Origin of the sequence: Photobacterium sp. GJ3, from assembly GCF_018199995.1 — a bacterium.
Classification (GTDB): Bacteria; Pseudomonadota; Gammaproteobacteria; order Enterobacterales; family Vibrionaceae; genus Photobacterium.
The window spans coordinates 41,476-57,424 of sequence record NZ_CP073578.1; the positions used below are offsets into that span (position 1 = coordinate 41,476).

The window sequence follows — 15,949 nt, forward strand, 5'->3', positions numbered from 1 at the left end:
GTGCTATTGGATCAGTGTGTTGTGATTTCTGTCTGGGCTTGCTCTGCAGGGGCCTGTTTGGGCCACAGGTAGCTGCCGGCAATGAAGCTGATCAGCCCGACCAGTAGGGTCGGTACGATGGCATGCACGCCCCCCAGGTCCGGTTTGAGCAACAGCAGCGCAATGTAGCAGCCCAGCCCGCTCAGCATCGATGCAAATGCCCCGGCAGCAGAGGCTTTTTGCCAGTAGAGCCCCAGCACCAGCGGCCACAGGAAAACTGCCTGCATCCCGCCAAAGGCCAGCAGGTTCAGCCAGATGATCATGTCGGGGGGGTTGGTTGCGGCGATGAACACCAGAACCGAAAAAATCCCGGTCACCCACAACGACAGTTTGGGTAAGCGGCTTTCGATTTCTGGGGCTTTGGCTGCCTTGGGGCTGAGGTAATTCAGGTAGAGATCTTTCAGCAAAGTGGCAGAGGCCTGAATCAGCTGGGAATCAATGGTCGACATGATGGCCGCCATTGGACCGGCAAGGAAAATCCCGGCCACCACTGGCGGCAGAACGGTCATCATCAGGGTCGGCATGATCTGATCCGGGGTGGCAATATCCGGAACAATCGCCCGGCCCAGTGCGCCGGCCAAATGCATACCCAGCATCAGAAAGGCTACCATGACAGTGCTGATCACCATGCCCCGGTGCAGGGAGCGGCTGTCTTTGTACGACATACAACGCACTGCGGCATGGGGCAGACCAATCACGCCGAAACACACCAGGATCCAGAAACTGAGCATAAAGGGCTGCGATAAAAAGTTGTCCGGCCCGTAAGGCGACACCAGTGCCGGATCGATCTGATGCAGCGTGGTCACCAGCTCGCCGATGCTACCGCCAGCGTGAATAATGCCGGCCAGTAATGCCAGCGTGCCGATGATCATCATGATGCCCTGCAGGGTGTCGGTCATGACCACAGCCCGAAATCCGCCAATGGTGGTGTAAAGGCCCACTGTGACGGCAAAGATCATCAGCCCCTGCGCATAAGATAGTCCGGTGACGGTTTGCAGCAACCGGGCTCCGCCGACAAACTGCACCACCATGGTGCCAAAAAATGCCAGCAGCAATGCCAGCGAGGCGAAGATCACCACGCCCCGGTGCTGATAGCGGGCATACAGCATGTCATTCAGTGTCAGGGCGTTGTGCTTGCGGGCTTCGATCGCAAACTTTTTCCCCAGCACCCCGAGCGTCAGCCAGGCGGCAGGCAACTGAATCATTGCCAGTAACACCCAGCCCAGGCCCATTTGATAGGCAGCCCCCGGACCACCAATGAAAGAACTGGCACTGGCATAGGTGGCCGCCAGTGTCATGGCCAGTACGAAGCCGCCCATACTGCGGTTGCCCAGCAGGTACTCGCTTAAAAAACCACTGCCTTGCTGTGTCCGGCGACGCGTGAACAGTGCCAGCGCAAACACGGCAGCGAGATACAGGACGAGGGGGATCAGCAGTTGACTATGCATTGTCATCCTCCGTATCCGCAGACAGCGGCATGTCCTGATAAATGAATTTCACCATCAGTGCACACAGCAATGTAAAGAGAGCCGGTCCGACAATGCAGGCGAGCACAAACCACAGCGGCAGGCCCCAGTACAGCTCTGGCAGGGTGTCCTGAGCAGGCGTAGGGGCAACGTAATAGGCAGTGCAGTACCACCACAGAAAATAGGCGACAGCCAGTCCCAATGCCCACCTGGCTTCTTTGTGCGCCTGACGGTATCGGGTGGAAAGGGTCTTCATACTGAAATTCCGCTCAGTCGGTGTATCACACAGAACGACGTCGAAATGGTGCCGAAATCGTTCTAAAACGAAGAAAAAGAAAGGTATTGTGACAAATGACATCCATCTGCACCAGATGCAGATGATAGGACCGGAGAAAATAAAAAGGCTGCCGAGCGGCAGCCTTGATTCAGTGCTGAAAGTGGGATTGCAATTATTGCAGGCCCAGTTTCTTCTCCAGGTAGTGGATGTTTGCGCCACCGTGCTGGAAGTTCTCGTCTGCCATGATGTCTTTCTGCAGCGGAACGTTGGTCTTGATGCCGTCGATGATCATCTCGTTCAGGGCATTGCGCATCCGCGAAATTGCCACGTCACGGTTTTCACCAAAGGCGATCAGCTTACCGATCATTGAATCGTAGTGCGGCGGAACCGTGTAGCCTGTGTAGATATGGGATTCCCAACGGATACCCATGCCACCTGGCGCGTGGAAACGCTCGATCTTGCCCGGAGATGGCAGGAAGCGCACTGGATCTTCAGCGTTGATACGACACTCGATGGCATGGCCACGCAGATGAATGTCACTCTGGCTGAAAGACAGCGGCTGACCGGCTGCAATACGCAGTTGCTCTTTGATCAGGTCAACGCCGGTCACCATTTCAGTCACAGGGTGTTCTACCTGAATCCGGGTGTTCATCTCAATGAAGTAGAACTCGCCGTTTTCGTACAGGAACTCGAATGTACCTGCACCGCGGTAGCCGATTTCAACACATGCACGGGTACAACGCTCACCGATGTACTTACGCATTTCTTCAGTGATGCCCGGTGCCGGTGCTTCTTCAACCACTTTCTGGTGACGACGCTGCATTGAACAGTCACGCTCACCCAGATGGATGGCGCCGCCCTGGCCGTCAGCCAGAACCTGAACTTCGATATGGCGTGGGTTTTCCAGGAATTTCTCCATGTACACCATGTCGTTGCTGAAAGCCGCTTTGGATTCCGCGCGGGTCATGGCGATGGACTGGATCAGATCCGCTTCTTTGCGAACCACACGCATACCACGGCCGCCGCCGCCACCGGATGCTTTGATGATCACCGGATAACCGATGCGTTTCGCGATCGCTTTGTTCTTCGCTTCATCGTTGCCCAGCGGGCCGTCAGAACCTGGAACACAAGGTACGCCTGCTTTCTTCATGGCGTTGATTGCAGAAACTTTGTCACCCATCAGGCGAATGGTTTCTGCTTTCGGGCCCACGAAGATGAAGCCGGAGCGCTCAACCTGCTCAGCAAAGTCTGCATTCTCAGACAGGAAGCCGTAGCCTGGGTGAATGGCAACCGCGCCAGTCACTTCAGCCGCACTGATGATGCGCGGAATGTTCAGGTAGCTGTCGGTGCCTTTTGCCGGACCGATACAGATAGACTCGTCAGCCAGCAGAACGTGTTTCAGATCGCGATCCGCTGTGGAGTGCACAGCGACCGTTTTGATCCCCAGCTCTTTACAGGCACGCAGGATACGCAGGGCGATTTCGCCGCGGTTTGCTATGACTACTTTATCTAACATAAGCGCCTCTGTTACTCGATGATAACGAGAGGTTGATCGAACTCAATCGGATCACCATTTTCAGCCAGAACAGCAACAACAGTACCGGCTTTATCGGCTTCGATCTGGTTCATCATTTTCATGGCTTCAACGATGCACAGGGTATCGCCGACTTTCACGCTCTGACCAACTTCAACAAATGGTTTTGCTTCCGGGCTTGGCGAACGGTAGAAAGTACCGACCATAGGAGACAGAACTTTGTGACCCGCAGGCTCAGCGACTGCTGGCGCTGCTTCTGCAGCCGGTGCAGGCGCCGCCGCTGGTGCAGGCGCTGCAACAGGGGCAGGGGCCGCGGCGTAAACCTGTGCTGGCGCAGGGGCTGCAGCAGTGGTACGGCTGATGCGTACGGATTCTTCACCTTCAGAGATTTCCAGCTCAGAAATGCCAGACTCTTCTACCAGTTCGATAAGTTTCTTGATCTTGCGAATATCCATGTATCTATACTCTTATGTTTGTTCATTGAGCATTCTGAAGGCGGCGTACTGCTGCCTCCAGGGCGAATTCATAACCATCCGGACCCAAGCCGCAAATCACACCTACGGCCTTGTCAGACAGGTAGGAGTGATGCCGGAATGGTTCACGGGCATGTACGTTAGACAAATGTATTTCAATAAACGGTATCGCCACGCCCAGCAGCGCGTCGCGAATGGCAACGCTGGTGTGGGTGTAGGCCGCCGGGTTGATGAGGATAAAATCCACCTTGCCATGTGCCTGGTGAATGGCCTCAATCAGTTCGTGCTCTGCATTTGACTGCAGATGGTCCAGTGTCACGCCCAGTTTTGCGGCTTTGGCGGTCAGGTTTGCGACAATCTGATCCAGCGTATGCTGGCCGTAGTGGCCGGGCTCTCGCAGTCCCAGCAGATTCAGATTGGGTCCGTTCAGCAATAAAATGTGGTATTGTGTCGACATATTCAGTTATCTATACCCGTTCTTGGTCTTTTCTTACCGAATCAAGTATCAAAGCACTAAAAAACTGTGATTTTGCTTCCTTTCATGCAAACCTGCACGGCTTAAAACCTGATTGTTGCTCAATTATAGAGAATTCAGCGCAATTCGCAGCAAAATACTGGTCTAATCAGCATATTTTTGACCTTACACTTGTACGCGAACGGTTGGTATTGCTGCATCTTGGGCTGATTTTCACCGCGGGTTCAGGCAGATAGCGGCCAATGAGCACCCACTTAGAAGATAAGCGGCTAATCCTGTTGAATCTTAATCGGTTTTACAGAAAATACCGGCAGGATGCAGCAGGTTCCGCCAAGTTTCCATGCAGTTGTTTCAGACAATGAGACGGGTTGGGAAGTTCCCCGCGGCGGGTTTCCTGAAATGGGTGACCGACTGCCCATCTTGTTGAGCAGGCGCTGAAAAAGAAAAAAGCCGCCAGGCTGAAGTGACCCCATAAAGTTGGACATTTCTGTTAAACGGCTTGTAAGGCCTGCTTCCGATATTCTATCGGTGTCAGGCCTTTTAGTTTCACCTTGATGCGTTTGGTATTGTAATACTCAATATATTCTTGGATTTTCTCTATGAGATCATTTGCGTCTTCAAAGTGCTGGTTATGGTACATCTCGGTTTTGAGCAGGGCAAAGAAGTTCTCAGCGATGGCGTTGTCTAAGCAGTTACCTTTTCTCGACATACTTTGCGTTAACCCTCTGGCAGCCACTGTCTGCTGGTATGTCCGGTGACGATACTGCCAACCTTGATCGCTATGTATGATTGGCTTTGCGTTTCGAGCTAGCTTCGAGATCGCTTCCGTCAACATGTCAGTAACGAGCGACAAGCGTGCATTCTTATCAACCTTATAAGCAACGACTTCTTGAGTAAACAAGTCAACCACGGGTGATAGGTAAACTCTCTGCTCTTTGACTTTGAACTCCGTAACGTCAGTTACCCATTTCTCATCTGGCTTGGTCGCCGTAAAATCTCTTTCAAGTACATTAGGAGCAACTTTTCCAGACTCGCCTCGGTAAGCGCGGTATTTCTTCGGCCTGACTATCGATTTCAGTTCAAGTTGAGCCATAAGCCGCTGTACGGTCTTGTGGTTCAGTATGATGCCTTGCTTTCTCAGCTCTAAGTGAATGCGGCGATAGCCATATCGTCCCTTATGTTCATGATAAATTGACGTTATCAGCTCCCGTTCATTCGCATAGCTATCAGGTCGCTTACTGGCTTGCATCTGGTAATAGAATGCACTTCTCGCAAGCTGGAGAGCTTGGAGTAGGTCTTTTAAGGAGTGCGTGTTTCTTAGAGTTAGAGCTATTGCCGTTTTTTCTTTGTTTGACGGCGCTTTTCCTGCTCTAACTCCTCCAACTTTTTTAGGACAGCATTCTCTGCTCTCAAGTAGGCTAACTCATCTTTTAGCTCCTCAAGCGTCATTTCATCATCTGATTTGGTCGTACGTTGAGGTTGCTGCTTCATGGGTGGCCTTCCTATTGCGTGAGGCTTAAGCCCTTTGATACCTTGCTCTTTATATCTTTTGAGCCAAACAGATAGTATCCCAGGGGTAGAGAGATTTAAGACTGCACTAGTGTGCGTCAGAGACCAGCCATTCGTCCACATTAAATTTAATGCTTGGAGCTTAGCTTCAGCCGTTGATGTATGAGCTGTTGGTAAAAATGAATCAGTACCGTGAATAGCAAAGACTTGAGTCCAGTACCTTATTTGCCTAGAAGAGATGGAATGTTGCTTGGATAAAAGACCGGATGGCACGCCACTCAAGCACTGCTTAGCAATGACGCACTTCAATTCGCGGCAATATTTGGACATAAAAGACCCCCAATAATTGGTGTCCAACTATTGGGGGTCAGTTCAAGGCGGCGGCTTGAAGATTGCAGTCATTTTGGGTCTGTCAGACCACTTTTTCTTTCTCGGCGATGAGTTTATCCACCACACTTGGATCGGCCAGCGTGGAAGTATCGCCCAGCGAGCCGGTGTCACCGGTTGCGATCTTGCGCAGAATCCGGCGCATGATCTTGCCTGAACGGGTTTTTGGCAGCGCATCAGTCCAGTGCAGGAAATCCGGCGTTGCAATCGGGCCGATTTCTTTACGTACCCAGTCTTTGACCTCTTTGTGCAGCTCTGCTGTTGGGATCACGCCATCATTGAGGGTGATGTAAGCGTAAATGGCTTGCCCTTTGATGTCGTGCGGTACGCCCACAATTGCGGCTTCTGCGATCTTGTCAAAGGCGACCAGCGCCGATTCGATTTCTGCCGTGCCCATCCGGTGACCGGAAATGTTCAGCACGTCATCCACACGGCCGGTGATCCAGTAATAGCCGTCTTCATCGCGACGGGCGCCGTCACCGGTGAAATACATGCCTTTAAAGGTCGAGAAGTAAGTCTGCTCGAAGCGCTCGTGGTCGCCCCACAGTGTCCGCATTTGCCCCGGCCAGCTGTCCAGCATCACCAGATTGCCTTCTGTTGCGCCTTCAAGAATATTGCCCATGTTATCCACCAGCGCGGGTTGTACGCCGAAGAACGGACGGGTGGCTGAGCCGGGTTTCAGGGCGGTTGCACCTGGTAGCGGCGTGATCAGAATGCCACCGGTTTCGGTTTGCCACCAGGTATCAACGATCGGGCAACGGTTGTCGCCAATGGTCCGGTGATACCATTCCCAGGCTTCCGGGTTAATGGGTTCACCCACAGAGCCCATAATCCGCAGTGACGTGCGCTGAGTGCCTTGAATGGCTTCATCCCCTTTGGCCATCAGGGCGCGAATGGCGGTTGGAGCGGTATACAGAATATTGACCTGATGTTTGTCGACCACTTCGCTCATGCGGGCGGTGGACGGGTAATTCGGCACACCTTCAAACAGCAGCGTGGTGGCGCCGTTTGCCAGCGGACCGTAAACCAGATAGCTGTGGCCGGTGATCCAGCCCACATCGGCGGTACACCAGTAGACTTCACCTTCCTGATAATCGAAGACGTATTTGAATGTCATGGTCGCGTAAACCAGATAGCCGCCCGTGGTGTGCAGTACACCTTTCGGCTTCCCGGTGGAACCCGAGGTATACAGGATAAACAGCGGATCTTCCGCATTCATCGGTTCCGGATCGCAGTGTGCAGGCACTGCTGCAGTGGCGTCATGCCACCACACATCGCGGTTGTTGTCCCATTCGACCGGGTTACCGGTGCGTTTGAAGACAATGACTTTCTCGACACAGTCGACATCCGGATTTTTCAGCGCGTCGTCGACATTCTTTTTCAGGGGAACGTTGCGGCCACCGCGAACACCTTCATCGGCAGTCACCACGACTTTGGCTTTTGAATCCGTGATCCGGCCTGCCAGTGCTTCCGGAGAGAAGCCCCCGAAGACGATGGTATGGACTGCACCAATGCGGGTACAGGCCAGCATGGCCACGGCGGCTTCTGCAACCATTGGCATGTACAGGCAGACCACATCGCCTTTCTTCACGCCCTGTGCTTTCAGTGCGTTGGCGAACTGGCACACCTGCTGGTGAAGTTCGTTGTACGTCAGCGTGGCATCGTCGCGGGGATCATCGCCTTCCCAGATAATGGCAGGTTGGTTACCACGCGTTGCCAGATGGCGGTCCAGACAGTTTGCCGACACGTTCAGGGTGCCGTCTTCAAACCATTTGATGCTGACATGGCCGGTATCGAAAGAGGTCTGTTTGATGGTGTTGTACGGCGTCATCCAGTCAACAATGTTGCCGTGCTCGCGCCAGAAGGCTTCGGGGTCGGTGACAGACTGCTGATACATGTCGCGGTATTGCTCTTCCGTGATATGAGCTCGCGCAGCAATCTGCGGGTTGACAGGGTAAACGTGAACCTCACTCATTGTACTCTCCTTGTGTTTCCGTCATCGTCCTGTGCGGACCGGATCAATCAATACATCTGCCACTAACTTGTGCCAGATTCATCACTTCCTCAATTAGACTTTAGGATGAGTGTGCGCTGTCTTCGTTTTTTCTGATGGCTTACATTGAGTTACATCACGCCATCATGCGCTGGTTGGAGGAGTGGAGCCGGAATGTTGCGACGGGTGCCACAACCAACCCCGGATCATCCGGGGGAGGTCAGGGCCGGTAAATCGCCGTGTTTCAGCCGGACGTAAATCAGTGCGGCTGTAATGCTGTCCTGCAGCGCATCATGGCGCTCAGTGGGGGGTAAATCCAGATGGCGGCTGATCGCCTCCAGACTGAGGTCGTAGCAGGTATTGGGTAACTGGCGTTCGAGCTGCGCATGGTACAGATGGCTGACCTCAATCAGTTTATTGGGCAGCGCAAAGCCGAACATCTGCCGGAAGTACCGGTCCAGAATCGTTTTGTCATAGCGAATGTGATAGCCCACCAAGGGGCGGTTGCCAATGAAATCCAGCAGCCGGGTCAGGGCTTCACGGGCATCCAGCCCATGCCGGAGATCCTGGTGCCGCATTTTGTGAATCGTCACTGATCCGGCATCCAGGCTGTCTGGCGGGCTCAGGGTCAGGTACAGCGATTCACTGGTCAGAATGCGGTTGGCCTGAATTCGCGTGGCTGCAATGGTCACCAGTTCGGCACTCGATGGATCCAGGCTGGTGGTTTCACAATCGAGCGACACTAGCTCTTCTCCCCGGTAGGGTTCAAAGAGTTTTTTCACAGAATGATGGCGAAATTTGTACTGATACCACCAGCGACGAAAAATATTCATGATGATTCGGGGGCCTCCGGCGATTAGTCTCTCAGCTGGTAGTGGTAGCTGAGCCATTCCTTGAATTTCTTGACGACGTGCAGGCTGTGGCGCAGAACGTCCCGCTCTGCCCGGCTTAAGACAGACAGATCCAACTGGTGATGCAGCCCGGCCACTGCTTCGGGTTGACCGAGCTGCTGCTGTAGTCTGAGGCGGATAAACAGCTTCAGCGCTTCGCTGAGATTCGAGGCCGTTGCCGGTTCCAGTACGTTGCGTTGTTCCAGTGCCGTCAGGCGGCGAAACGTATTGGTGTCTTCGATGCCATATTCGAGTGCCAGCGTCCGCACGCCATGCACAATGGGAAAAATGCCGCCGCGTTTGATGTCCGGACCATGTTTACTGCGCCTGATGTTGCCAAACAGGGTCAGCGGGACGCTGAACTGGATCGCCGGACGGGCGAAGGTTGCCAGAATGAATTCCTGACCGGCCAGGTGCTGCTGCAAGGTGTCCCGTACCGGTCGCAGCAGGTGAGTTTGTCCCGCCACGGCTTGGGCATCCGACAAAATAGCCAGGGTCATCATGGCCTGCTCGTCGCCCTGTTCACAGCAGGTCCGGATGCGTTTTTGCCAGCCGGAAACGCTGTGAACCCAGTCCGGATTGTTCACCATGACTTTTCCGGGGCAGGGCGGGTAGCCCAACTGACACAGCGTGTGGCTGAGCTGTTCCATCACCTCTTGCTGCTCGGGCCATTCGATGCCATCGGCCAGAATCAGGGCGTTGTCCTGATCGGTTTTCAGAATTTGCTCGCCCCGGCCTTCGGAACCCAGCACCAGCAGACAGCATTGATCCTGCCAGATTTCAGGCACAATCAACTGAAACGCTTTCTCGATGATTTGTTCATTCACGCTGGCAATCAGTTCCATGACAAAGCGGGTGTGAATGCCGTTGTTGAATAAGGTTTGTACCAGAGACGACTGGCTTTCGGCGGCTACCGCCAGTTCCTCGATGCTGGTGGCCCGGGCAATGCGCAGAGTGAGTACGTGCGAGTGCGTTGAAAACAGGCTCAGCACCTGTGTCATGTCCAGCATGCCGGCAATGGTGCCCTGATGGGTGATCAGCACCCGTTTGACCCGGTGCCGGGTCATCGCAATCATGGCATTGAACAGATAATCGTCCAGCGCAATGCTGATGACCGGTGTGGTGGCGATCTGGCTGATGGGCGTGCTGGTGGCTTTCCCCGCCAGCATCACGGCATGAAGCAGATCGGTGCGGGTCACGATGCCAAACGATGTTTTGTTGGCGTCTTGCATCTGAATAAAAGCGGCATCGCAGCTCTCCTGACGCATCCGGGCTGTGGCGGTGTGCAAATCGGTTTCGGGCTCCAGCACCAGACAGGGCTGGATGTTGTCAGTCCGGATGCGGGTCAGAATAAATTCGGCCAGATTCTGCTGACGCTGTGTCTGATCCAGCAGTTGCTGGCGAATCGCCAGATTACTGTCGAAATAGGCGGCAAACTCTGGATTCTGGTGGTACAGCTCAGAAAACAGGGACTGGGGCAGCAGATAGCACAGGGTATCTTCGATGGCGCGATACTGATGACGGCTGTGGCCGCTGAGTTGTGCGCGGACGTCGAACAGATCGTCTGTCGTGTAATGGGCAAAATGTTCCTGACGGTCTGCCGAAGTCTCTTCAACACTGCCTTTCATGATGATGTGCAGCGACTGGCAGGGATCCCCGATCCGGATAATCACATCTCCGGCTCTGAAATAAGCCACATCCAATGCCTTCACCAGACGGGATTGCTGTTGGGCATCCAGCCGGTCAAAGGGGATCAGTGAAGTGTTGAAGGTTTCCGACATGACGCTCTCGCTTCGTTTCGCCGCTGCACGGGCAGTCTACGGGATGTCCCGCTCTGTTAGCAGTGTCGCCCAGTGCCTGCATTTGCTCCAGCCGACTTTAGTCTATGGGGGCTCGGCGTGTGCCGGAGCGTCAACGGCTTCCTTCTGCATTTCATGACAATCCGGCTTTGCGGTCATGTGCTCTGCTGGCATAATTTGCGCTCTTTTCTACAGCAGCAGGATGTTCGGGATGTTCAGAAGTAGCCCGTTTGGCTGGACAGCGCAGTATATGTTCGGTTTTTACTTTAACTATGGTGTGTACTTACCGTTTTGGGCCGTGTGGCTGGATGCGCAAGGCATCCCTGCCGGGGATATCGGCCTGCTGCTGGGACTCGGGCTCGGGGTGCGCTGTTTTGCCAATATGGTACTGACTCCGCGCGTCCACCGGGTGGAGCACCTGCTGCCGGCATTGCGCTGGCTGGCGCTGAGCAGTTTGATTTGCTGTGCTGCTTTTGTGATGGTCAGCGACAGTCTGATTGCGCTGACGACGGTGATCGTGCTCTTCAATCTCCTGGTGGGTCCGGTGATCCCACTCTCAGACAGTCTGGCGAATTACTATGCCAAACAAGGCCATTTAGACTATGGTCGAACCCGGCTCTGGGGGTCGATTGCCTTTATCGTGGGCTCAACGATTGCGGGGCTGGCAGCCGCCGAACTGGGGGCGTCGGTGATCCCTTGGGTGGCGATGCTCGGACTGGCAGCAGCCTTGTTGCTCTCACTGCGGCAACCCTCTGTGATGCCAGCTGAAGACGCTGCATGCCGCCCGCCCCGGCCGCCGTTGATGGGATTTCTGAAAGACCGCCGGGTGATGCGTTTTCTGCTGATTGTGGCTTTGCTGCAAGGCAGTCATGCGGCGTATTACAGTTTTAGTGCCATGTACTGGAAGTCGATTGGTTACAGCGAGGCGATCAGCGGCTATTTGTGGAGCTTCAGTGTGGTGGCCGAAATTGCCGTTTTTGCGCTGAGTAAGCGCCTGTTCGCGGGCTGGAGTGTGGCGGGCATGTTCCGTCTGGCGGCGGCAGGTGTCCTGCTGCGCTGGGGACTGACGGCGACGATGACAGAGCTGCCGATGCTGGTGCTGACTCAGGCGCTGCACGGGGTGACTTTTGCCGCGGCGCATCTGGCTGCGATTCGCTATATTCAGCATGCCCAGAGCCATCAGATGGTTGCGCTACAGGCACTTTATAATGCTTTGCCGCTGGGGGCTGTGATGGCCGCGCTGACCACGCTGAGTGGCTGGGGCTACGGCTGGTGGGGCGCTGATGTGTTCTGGCTGATGGCGCTGATGGGCCTGCCCGTGCTGGTGATGAAAATTGATGAAGCACCGGCGGCGCGTCCGGCGGGTGCTCAGGAAGTGTTTTAATCTCAAATAGCTGGCGGGTGATGGGATGTGACTCGCCGGGCGGATGTCCGCACTGAACTGCGTTACACTGCAGTGCGGGCGAAGGCCGCCACAAGGATGATATTCAGGGAGATCCGATGGAGCAGGGATGGATAGTAGTGCCGGTCTCACTGGCATATCTGGGTTTATTGTTTTTGATTGCCTGGTACGGCGACAAACACAGTCACTGGATGGCGCGCTGGCGTCCCTGGATTTACAGCCTGTCGATTGCGGTGTACTGCACCTCATGGACGTTTTATGGCACGGTCGGGCAGGCCAGTCGTGATCTCTGGTCCTTCCTGCCCATTTATCTGGCACCGATTCTGGTCTTTACCTTTGGCTGGCGGATATTTGCCCGGCTGATTCTGATCGCCAAGCGCGAACACATTACCTCCATTGCCGACTTCATTGCAGCCCGGTACGGCAAATCTCAGGGGCTGGCCGTGCTGGTCACGCTGATCGCTGTGGCGGGGATTCTGCCTTATATCGCCCTGCAACTGCGGGGGATCACCATGGGGCTGGCGCAGGTCGCGCCTCAGCTCGCTCAGAACAGCGGGCTGAATGATGGGGATATCGCCTGGCTGGTCACACTGGCGCTGGCCGCTTTTACTGTGCTGTTCGGTACCCGGCATCTGGATACCACAGAACATCACCGCGGTATGATGATGGCGGTCGCTTTTGAGTCTCTGGTGAAGTTAGGCGCGTTTTTACTGGTCGGGCTCTTTGTCATGGTGCTGTGGTGGGAAGTCCCGGCGCTGGAACTGAGTCAGATTGAAGCCGCCGTGCTGCCTTCGACCTCAATGAATCCGGGCAGCTTCCTGATCCATACCCTGCTGACGATGACGGCGATTATCTGCCTGCCCCGTCAGTTCCATACCACAGTGGTTGAAAATACCCATGCGCCGGATTTGCACCTCGCGCGCCGGGTCTTCCCGGTTTATCTGCTGCTGATGGGGATATTCGTGATCCCCTTAGCTTTGGCGGGCAATGTACTGTTACCGGGCGTATCTGCCGATACTTACGTGATTAACCTGCCGCTGATGCAGGGGGCCGACACCATTGCTTTGCTGGCGTTTCTGGGCGGAACGTCTGCGGCCAGCGGCATGGTGATTGTGTCGACCATCGCGCTGGCGATTATGGCGTCCAACGATCTGGTACTGCCGCTGCTGCTGCGGCGGCTGCGGGTGTCTGGCCGCAATCATGCTGCATTTTCCGGGTTACTGCTGAATATCCGTCGTGCGCTGATCCTGCTGCTGTTACTGGCTGCCTGGGGCTTTCACGAAGTGCTGGATGAGATTGAATCCCTGTCTGCGATTGGTCTGCTGTCGTTTGCGGCAATTGCTCAGTTTGCGCCAGCGCTGCTCGGAGGGATTTACTGGCGGGAAGGGAACCGCAACGGGGTGTACGCCGGGATGCTGGGCGGCACAGCGCTGTGGGTCATCACTTTGATGAGCCAGACGGGCATGCTGGGGGGCACGGCGGAGACCAACCTGCTGCTCTGGCTGCTGACTCCCCCGTCATTGCCAGTGCTCAATGAACTGACCATCGTGGATTGGGGGATGCTGCTGAGTATGACGATCAACGTCGTGCTGTACGTGGTGATTTCCATCGTCACCCGCTCATCCCTGACAGAGCGGTTACAGGCCGCGACTTTTGTGGGCGCGCCGATGCCAGAAGCCGATGATGCGCGGTTATATCAGGCACGGGTCACCGTTTCTGAGCTGGAGTTGCTGGCGGCACGTTTTGTCGGCCGCAAGCGGATGCGCCAGGCGTTCAGCCATTTCGCGCAACAGCATCAGTACAATTTCATGCCTCAGCAGCAGGCACCTGCCAGTCTGATCCGGCATACCGAGCGTGTTCTGGCCGGGGTGTTCGGCGCTTCATCTGCGCGTCTGGTTCTGACGTCGGCGTTGCAGGGGCGGAACATGCAGCTGGAAGAAGTGGCGACCATTGTTGATGAGGCTTCAGAGCTGTTCGATTTCAGCCGTGGTTTACTGCAGGGGGCGATTGAACACATCAGTCAGGGGATTGCTGTGGTTGACAAGCAACTGCGGCTGGTGGCCTGGAATCAGCGCTATCTGGAACTCTTTTCTTTTCCGCCGGGCCTGATTCAGGTCGGGCGGCCCATCGCAGATGTGATCCGGCACAATGCCCGGCAGGGGTTGTGCGGACCGGGCGATCCAGAGATCCATGTCGCCAAGCGGGTGAAGCATTTACAACATGGCACCGCGCATACCTCCTCCCGCATCCGGCCGGATGGCCGGGTGATTGAAGTTCAGGGAAATCCCATGCCGGGCGGGGGCTTTGTGATGAGCTTTACCGACATCACCGCGTTCCGTCAGGCGGAAGAGGCGCTGAAAGAAGCCAACGAAAATCTGGAAGCCAGGGTGTTGCAGCGCACAGAAGAGCTGCAACAGTTGAACCGTCAGCTGGTGGCTGCCACGCAGCATGCCGAGCAGCAGACGCAGTCGAAAAGCCGTTTTCTGGCGGCCGTCAGCCATGATTTGATGCAACCGCTGAATGCCGCCCGGCTGTTTTCATCGTCACTGACGGAAGTGGCAATAGATGCGGAAAGTACCAAGCTCGCCCATCATATTGAAAGCGCGCTGGGTGCTGCGGAAGATCTGATCGGCGATTTGCTGGACGTGTCCCGGCTGGAGGCCGGAAAGCTGCAGGTGAATGTGCATGTTTTCCCGGTCAGTGACGTGTTCAACAATCTGAATGCCGAATTCAGCGCACTCGCCAAACAGCAGGGCATCGATTTCGCGGTGGTCGACAGTCAGGCGCTGGTCCATTCTGATCCCAAGCTGCTGCGCCGTGCACTGCAGAATTTCCTGACCAATGCATTCCGGTACAACCCCGGTGGCCGGGTGCTGCTCGGGGTTCGTCGGACCGGAAGCCAGTTGCGGATCGAAGTCTGGGATAACGGTCCGGGGATCCCTGAAGAGAAACAGGCCCATATTTTTGATGAGTTCACCCGCATCGACCGTGGACGCGGCGAGCATGGCCTCGGACTCGGTCTGGCGATTGCCCGGGGGATCAGCCGGGTGCTGGATCATCCGTTATCACTGCGATCCTGGCTCGGGGAAGGGACGGTCTTTTCGCTGTCTGTTCGCCGGGGGCAGGCGATTCATCTGCCAAAACTGGAGACAGAATCAGCTCAGGCTGCACACACTTTGCCGCTTTCCGGCACCCGGGTGCTGTGTGTGGATAATGAAAAAGAGATCCTGATTGGTATGGACCACCTGCTGAGTCGCTGGGGCTGCGAAGTCCGGCTGGCTGAGTCGGTCGAGGCTGCATTAGCTCAGTGCGCGCAGGGGTGGGTACCGGATGTCATTCTCAGTGATTATCATCTGGCCGATCAGGAAACCGGTCTGGATGTGCTGGAGCAGTGTGAAAGTAAACTGGGGCGGGTGTTCAACGGCGTGGTCATCAGCGCCGATCGGATGCCGGAAACCCAGCAGACCATCCGGCGGAAAGGTTTTGCCTTTATCAGCAAGCCGGTGAAGCCGCTGAAGCTGCGCTCTTTGCTCAACCAGTATAGCCAGGCAAAAATGAGCTAGAGTCTGTTTGATTCGAACTCAACCTGCCACACTCACGCGGGGTCCGCAGGGCAAGGTCGCAGCGAGATGACCTGCCCGGCGAGTGTTCAGTCTGAACTGATGCCGCTTGTCTTTTTGGAGCACTGCTTGGGTGCTCAGGAGA

12 protein-coding genes are annotated in these 15,949 nt (G+C 55.4%); 2 read left to right on the forward strand and 10 right to left on the reverse strand.

From position 1 onward, the window contains the following. Window positions 1–11 precede the first annotated feature (11 nt). From panF to KDD30_RS00265, 10 genes are all read right to left on the reverse strand, one after another. Complete coding sequence (panF, locus tag KDD30_RS00220) at window positions 12–1,487, reverse strand: sodium/pantothenate symporter (RefSeq protein ID WP_211646859.1); 1,476 nt, start codon at window positions 1,485–1,487, stop codon at window positions 12–14. Further along, window positions 1,480–1,761, reverse strand: a complete 282-nt coding sequence (locus KDD30_RS00225; protein WP_211646860.1) for a YhdT family protein — start codon at window positions 1,759–1,761, stop codon at window positions 1,480–1,482. Before KDD30_RS00225 ends, panF begins: the two co-directional genes overlap by 8 nt. Before the next feature lie 193 nt (window positions 1,762–1,954). After that, window positions 1,955–3,298 (reverse strand): acetyl-CoA carboxylase biotin carboxylase subunit, encoded by a 1,344-nt coding sequence (accC, locus tag KDD30_RS00230; protein ID WP_211646861.1) that lies wholly within the window; start codon window positions 3,296–3,298, stop codon window positions 1,955–1,957. An 11-nt stretch (window positions 3,299–3,309) separates the two neighbouring features. Beyond that, complete coding sequence (accB, locus tag KDD30_RS00235) at window positions 3,310–3,771, reverse strand: acetyl-CoA carboxylase biotin carboxyl carrier protein (RefSeq protein WP_211646862.1); 462 nt, start codon at window positions 3,769–3,771, stop codon at window positions 3,310–3,312. Window positions 3,772–3,793: 22 nt separating this feature from the next. Then, window positions 3,794–4,246, reverse strand: coding sequence for a type II 3-dehydroquinate dehydratase (gene aroQ, locus KDD30_RS00240; protein ID WP_211646863.1), 453 nt, complete (start codon window positions 4,244–4,246; stop codon window positions 3,794–3,796). A gap of 508 nt (window positions 4,247–4,754) precedes the next feature. Next, window positions 4,755–5,597, reverse strand: a complete 843-nt coding sequence (locus tag KDD30_RS00245) for an IS3 family transposase (RefSeq protein WP_211649390.1) — start codon at window positions 5,595–5,597, stop codon at window positions 4,755–4,757. After that, window positions 5,594–6,103, reverse strand: a complete 510-nt coding sequence (locus KDD30_RS00250; protein ID WP_211645636.1) for a helix-turn-helix domain-containing protein — start codon at window positions 6,101–6,103, stop codon at window positions 5,594–5,596. Before KDD30_RS00250 ends, KDD30_RS00245 begins: the two co-directional genes overlap by 4 nt. A gap of 82 nt (window positions 6,104–6,185) precedes the next feature. Continuing rightward, window positions 6,186–8,135 (reverse strand): acetate--CoA ligase, encoded by a 1,950-nt coding sequence (acs, locus tag KDD30_RS00255; RefSeq protein ID WP_211646864.1) that lies wholly within the window; start codon window positions 8,133–8,135, stop codon window positions 6,186–6,188. A gap of 224 nt (window positions 8,136–8,359) precedes the next feature. Continuing rightward, window positions 8,360–8,986 (reverse strand): 3'-5' exonuclease, encoded by a 627-nt coding sequence (locus tag KDD30_RS00260; protein WP_211646865.1) that lies wholly within the window; start codon window positions 8,984–8,986, stop codon window positions 8,360–8,362. Window positions 8,987–9,009: 23 nt separating this feature from the next. After that, window positions 9,010–10,824, reverse strand: coding sequence for a DUF294 nucleotidyltransferase-like domain-containing protein (locus tag KDD30_RS00265; protein ID WP_211646866.1), 1,815 nt, complete (start codon window positions 10,822–10,824; stop codon window positions 9,010–9,012). Window positions 10,825–11,053: 229 nt separating this feature from the next. On the opposite strand from KDD30_RS00265, the gene KDD30_RS00270 reads away from it, so the two are divergent. Both KDD30_RS00270 and KDD30_RS00275 read left to right on the forward strand, forming a co-directional pair. Further along, on the forward strand, window positions 11,054–12,226 hold the full coding sequence (locus KDD30_RS00270) for a 3-phenylpropionate MFS transporter (RefSeq protein ID WP_211646867.1): 1,173 nt from the start codon (window positions 11,054–11,056) through the stop codon (window positions 12,224–12,226). A gap of 116 nt (window positions 12,227–12,342) precedes the next feature. Next, complete coding sequence (locus KDD30_RS00275) at window positions 12,343–15,807, forward strand: hybrid sensor histidine kinase/response regulator (protein WP_211646868.1); 3,465 nt, start codon at window positions 12,343–12,345, stop codon at window positions 15,805–15,807. The last annotated feature ends 142 nt before the right edge of the window (window positions 15,808–15,949 follow it).

Bases quoted from the DNA above. Each gene is read 5' to 3' on its own strand.
- panF (WP_211646859.1), bottom strand. From the start codon at position 1,487: ATGCATAGTCAACTGCTGATCCCCCTCGTCCTGTATCTCGCTGCCGTG.
- KDD30_RS00225 (WP_211646860.1), bottom strand. From the start codon at position 1,761: ATGAAGACCCTTTCCACCCGATACCGTCAGGCGCACAAAGAAGCCAGG.
- accC (WP_211646861.1), bottom strand. From the start codon at position 3,298: ATGTTAGATAAAGTAGTCATAGCAAACCGCGGCGAAATCGCCCTGCGT.
- accB (WP_211646862.1), bottom strand. From the start codon at position 3,771: ATGGATATTCGCAAGATCAAGAAACTTATCGAACTGGTAGAAGAGTCT.
- aroQ (WP_211646863.1), bottom strand. From the start codon at position 4,246: ATGTCGACACAATACCACATTTTATTGCTGAACGGACCCAATCTGAAT.
- KDD30_RS00250 (WP_211645636.1), bottom strand. From the start codon at position 6,103: ATGTCCAAATATTGCCGCGAATTGAAGTGCGTCATTGCTAAGCAGTGC.
- acs (WP_211646864.1), bottom strand. From the start codon at position 8,135: ATGAGTGAGGTTCACGTTTACCCTGTCAACCCGCAGATTGCTGCGCGA.
- KDD30_RS00260 (WP_211646865.1), bottom strand. From the start codon at position 8,986: ATGAATATTTTTCGTCGCTGGTGGTATCAGTACAAATTTCGCCATCAT.
- KDD30_RS00265 (WP_211646866.1), bottom strand. From the start codon at position 10,824: ATGTCGGAAACCTTCAACACTTCACTGATCCCCTTTGACCGGCTGGAT.
- KDD30_RS00270 (WP_211646867.1), top strand. From the start codon at position 11,054: ATGTTCAGAAGTAGCCCGTTTGGCTGGACAGCGCAGTATATGTTCGGT.
- KDD30_RS00275 (WP_211646868.1), top strand. From the start codon at position 12,343: ATGGAGCAGGGATGGATAGTAGTGCCGGTCTCACTGGCATATCTGGGT.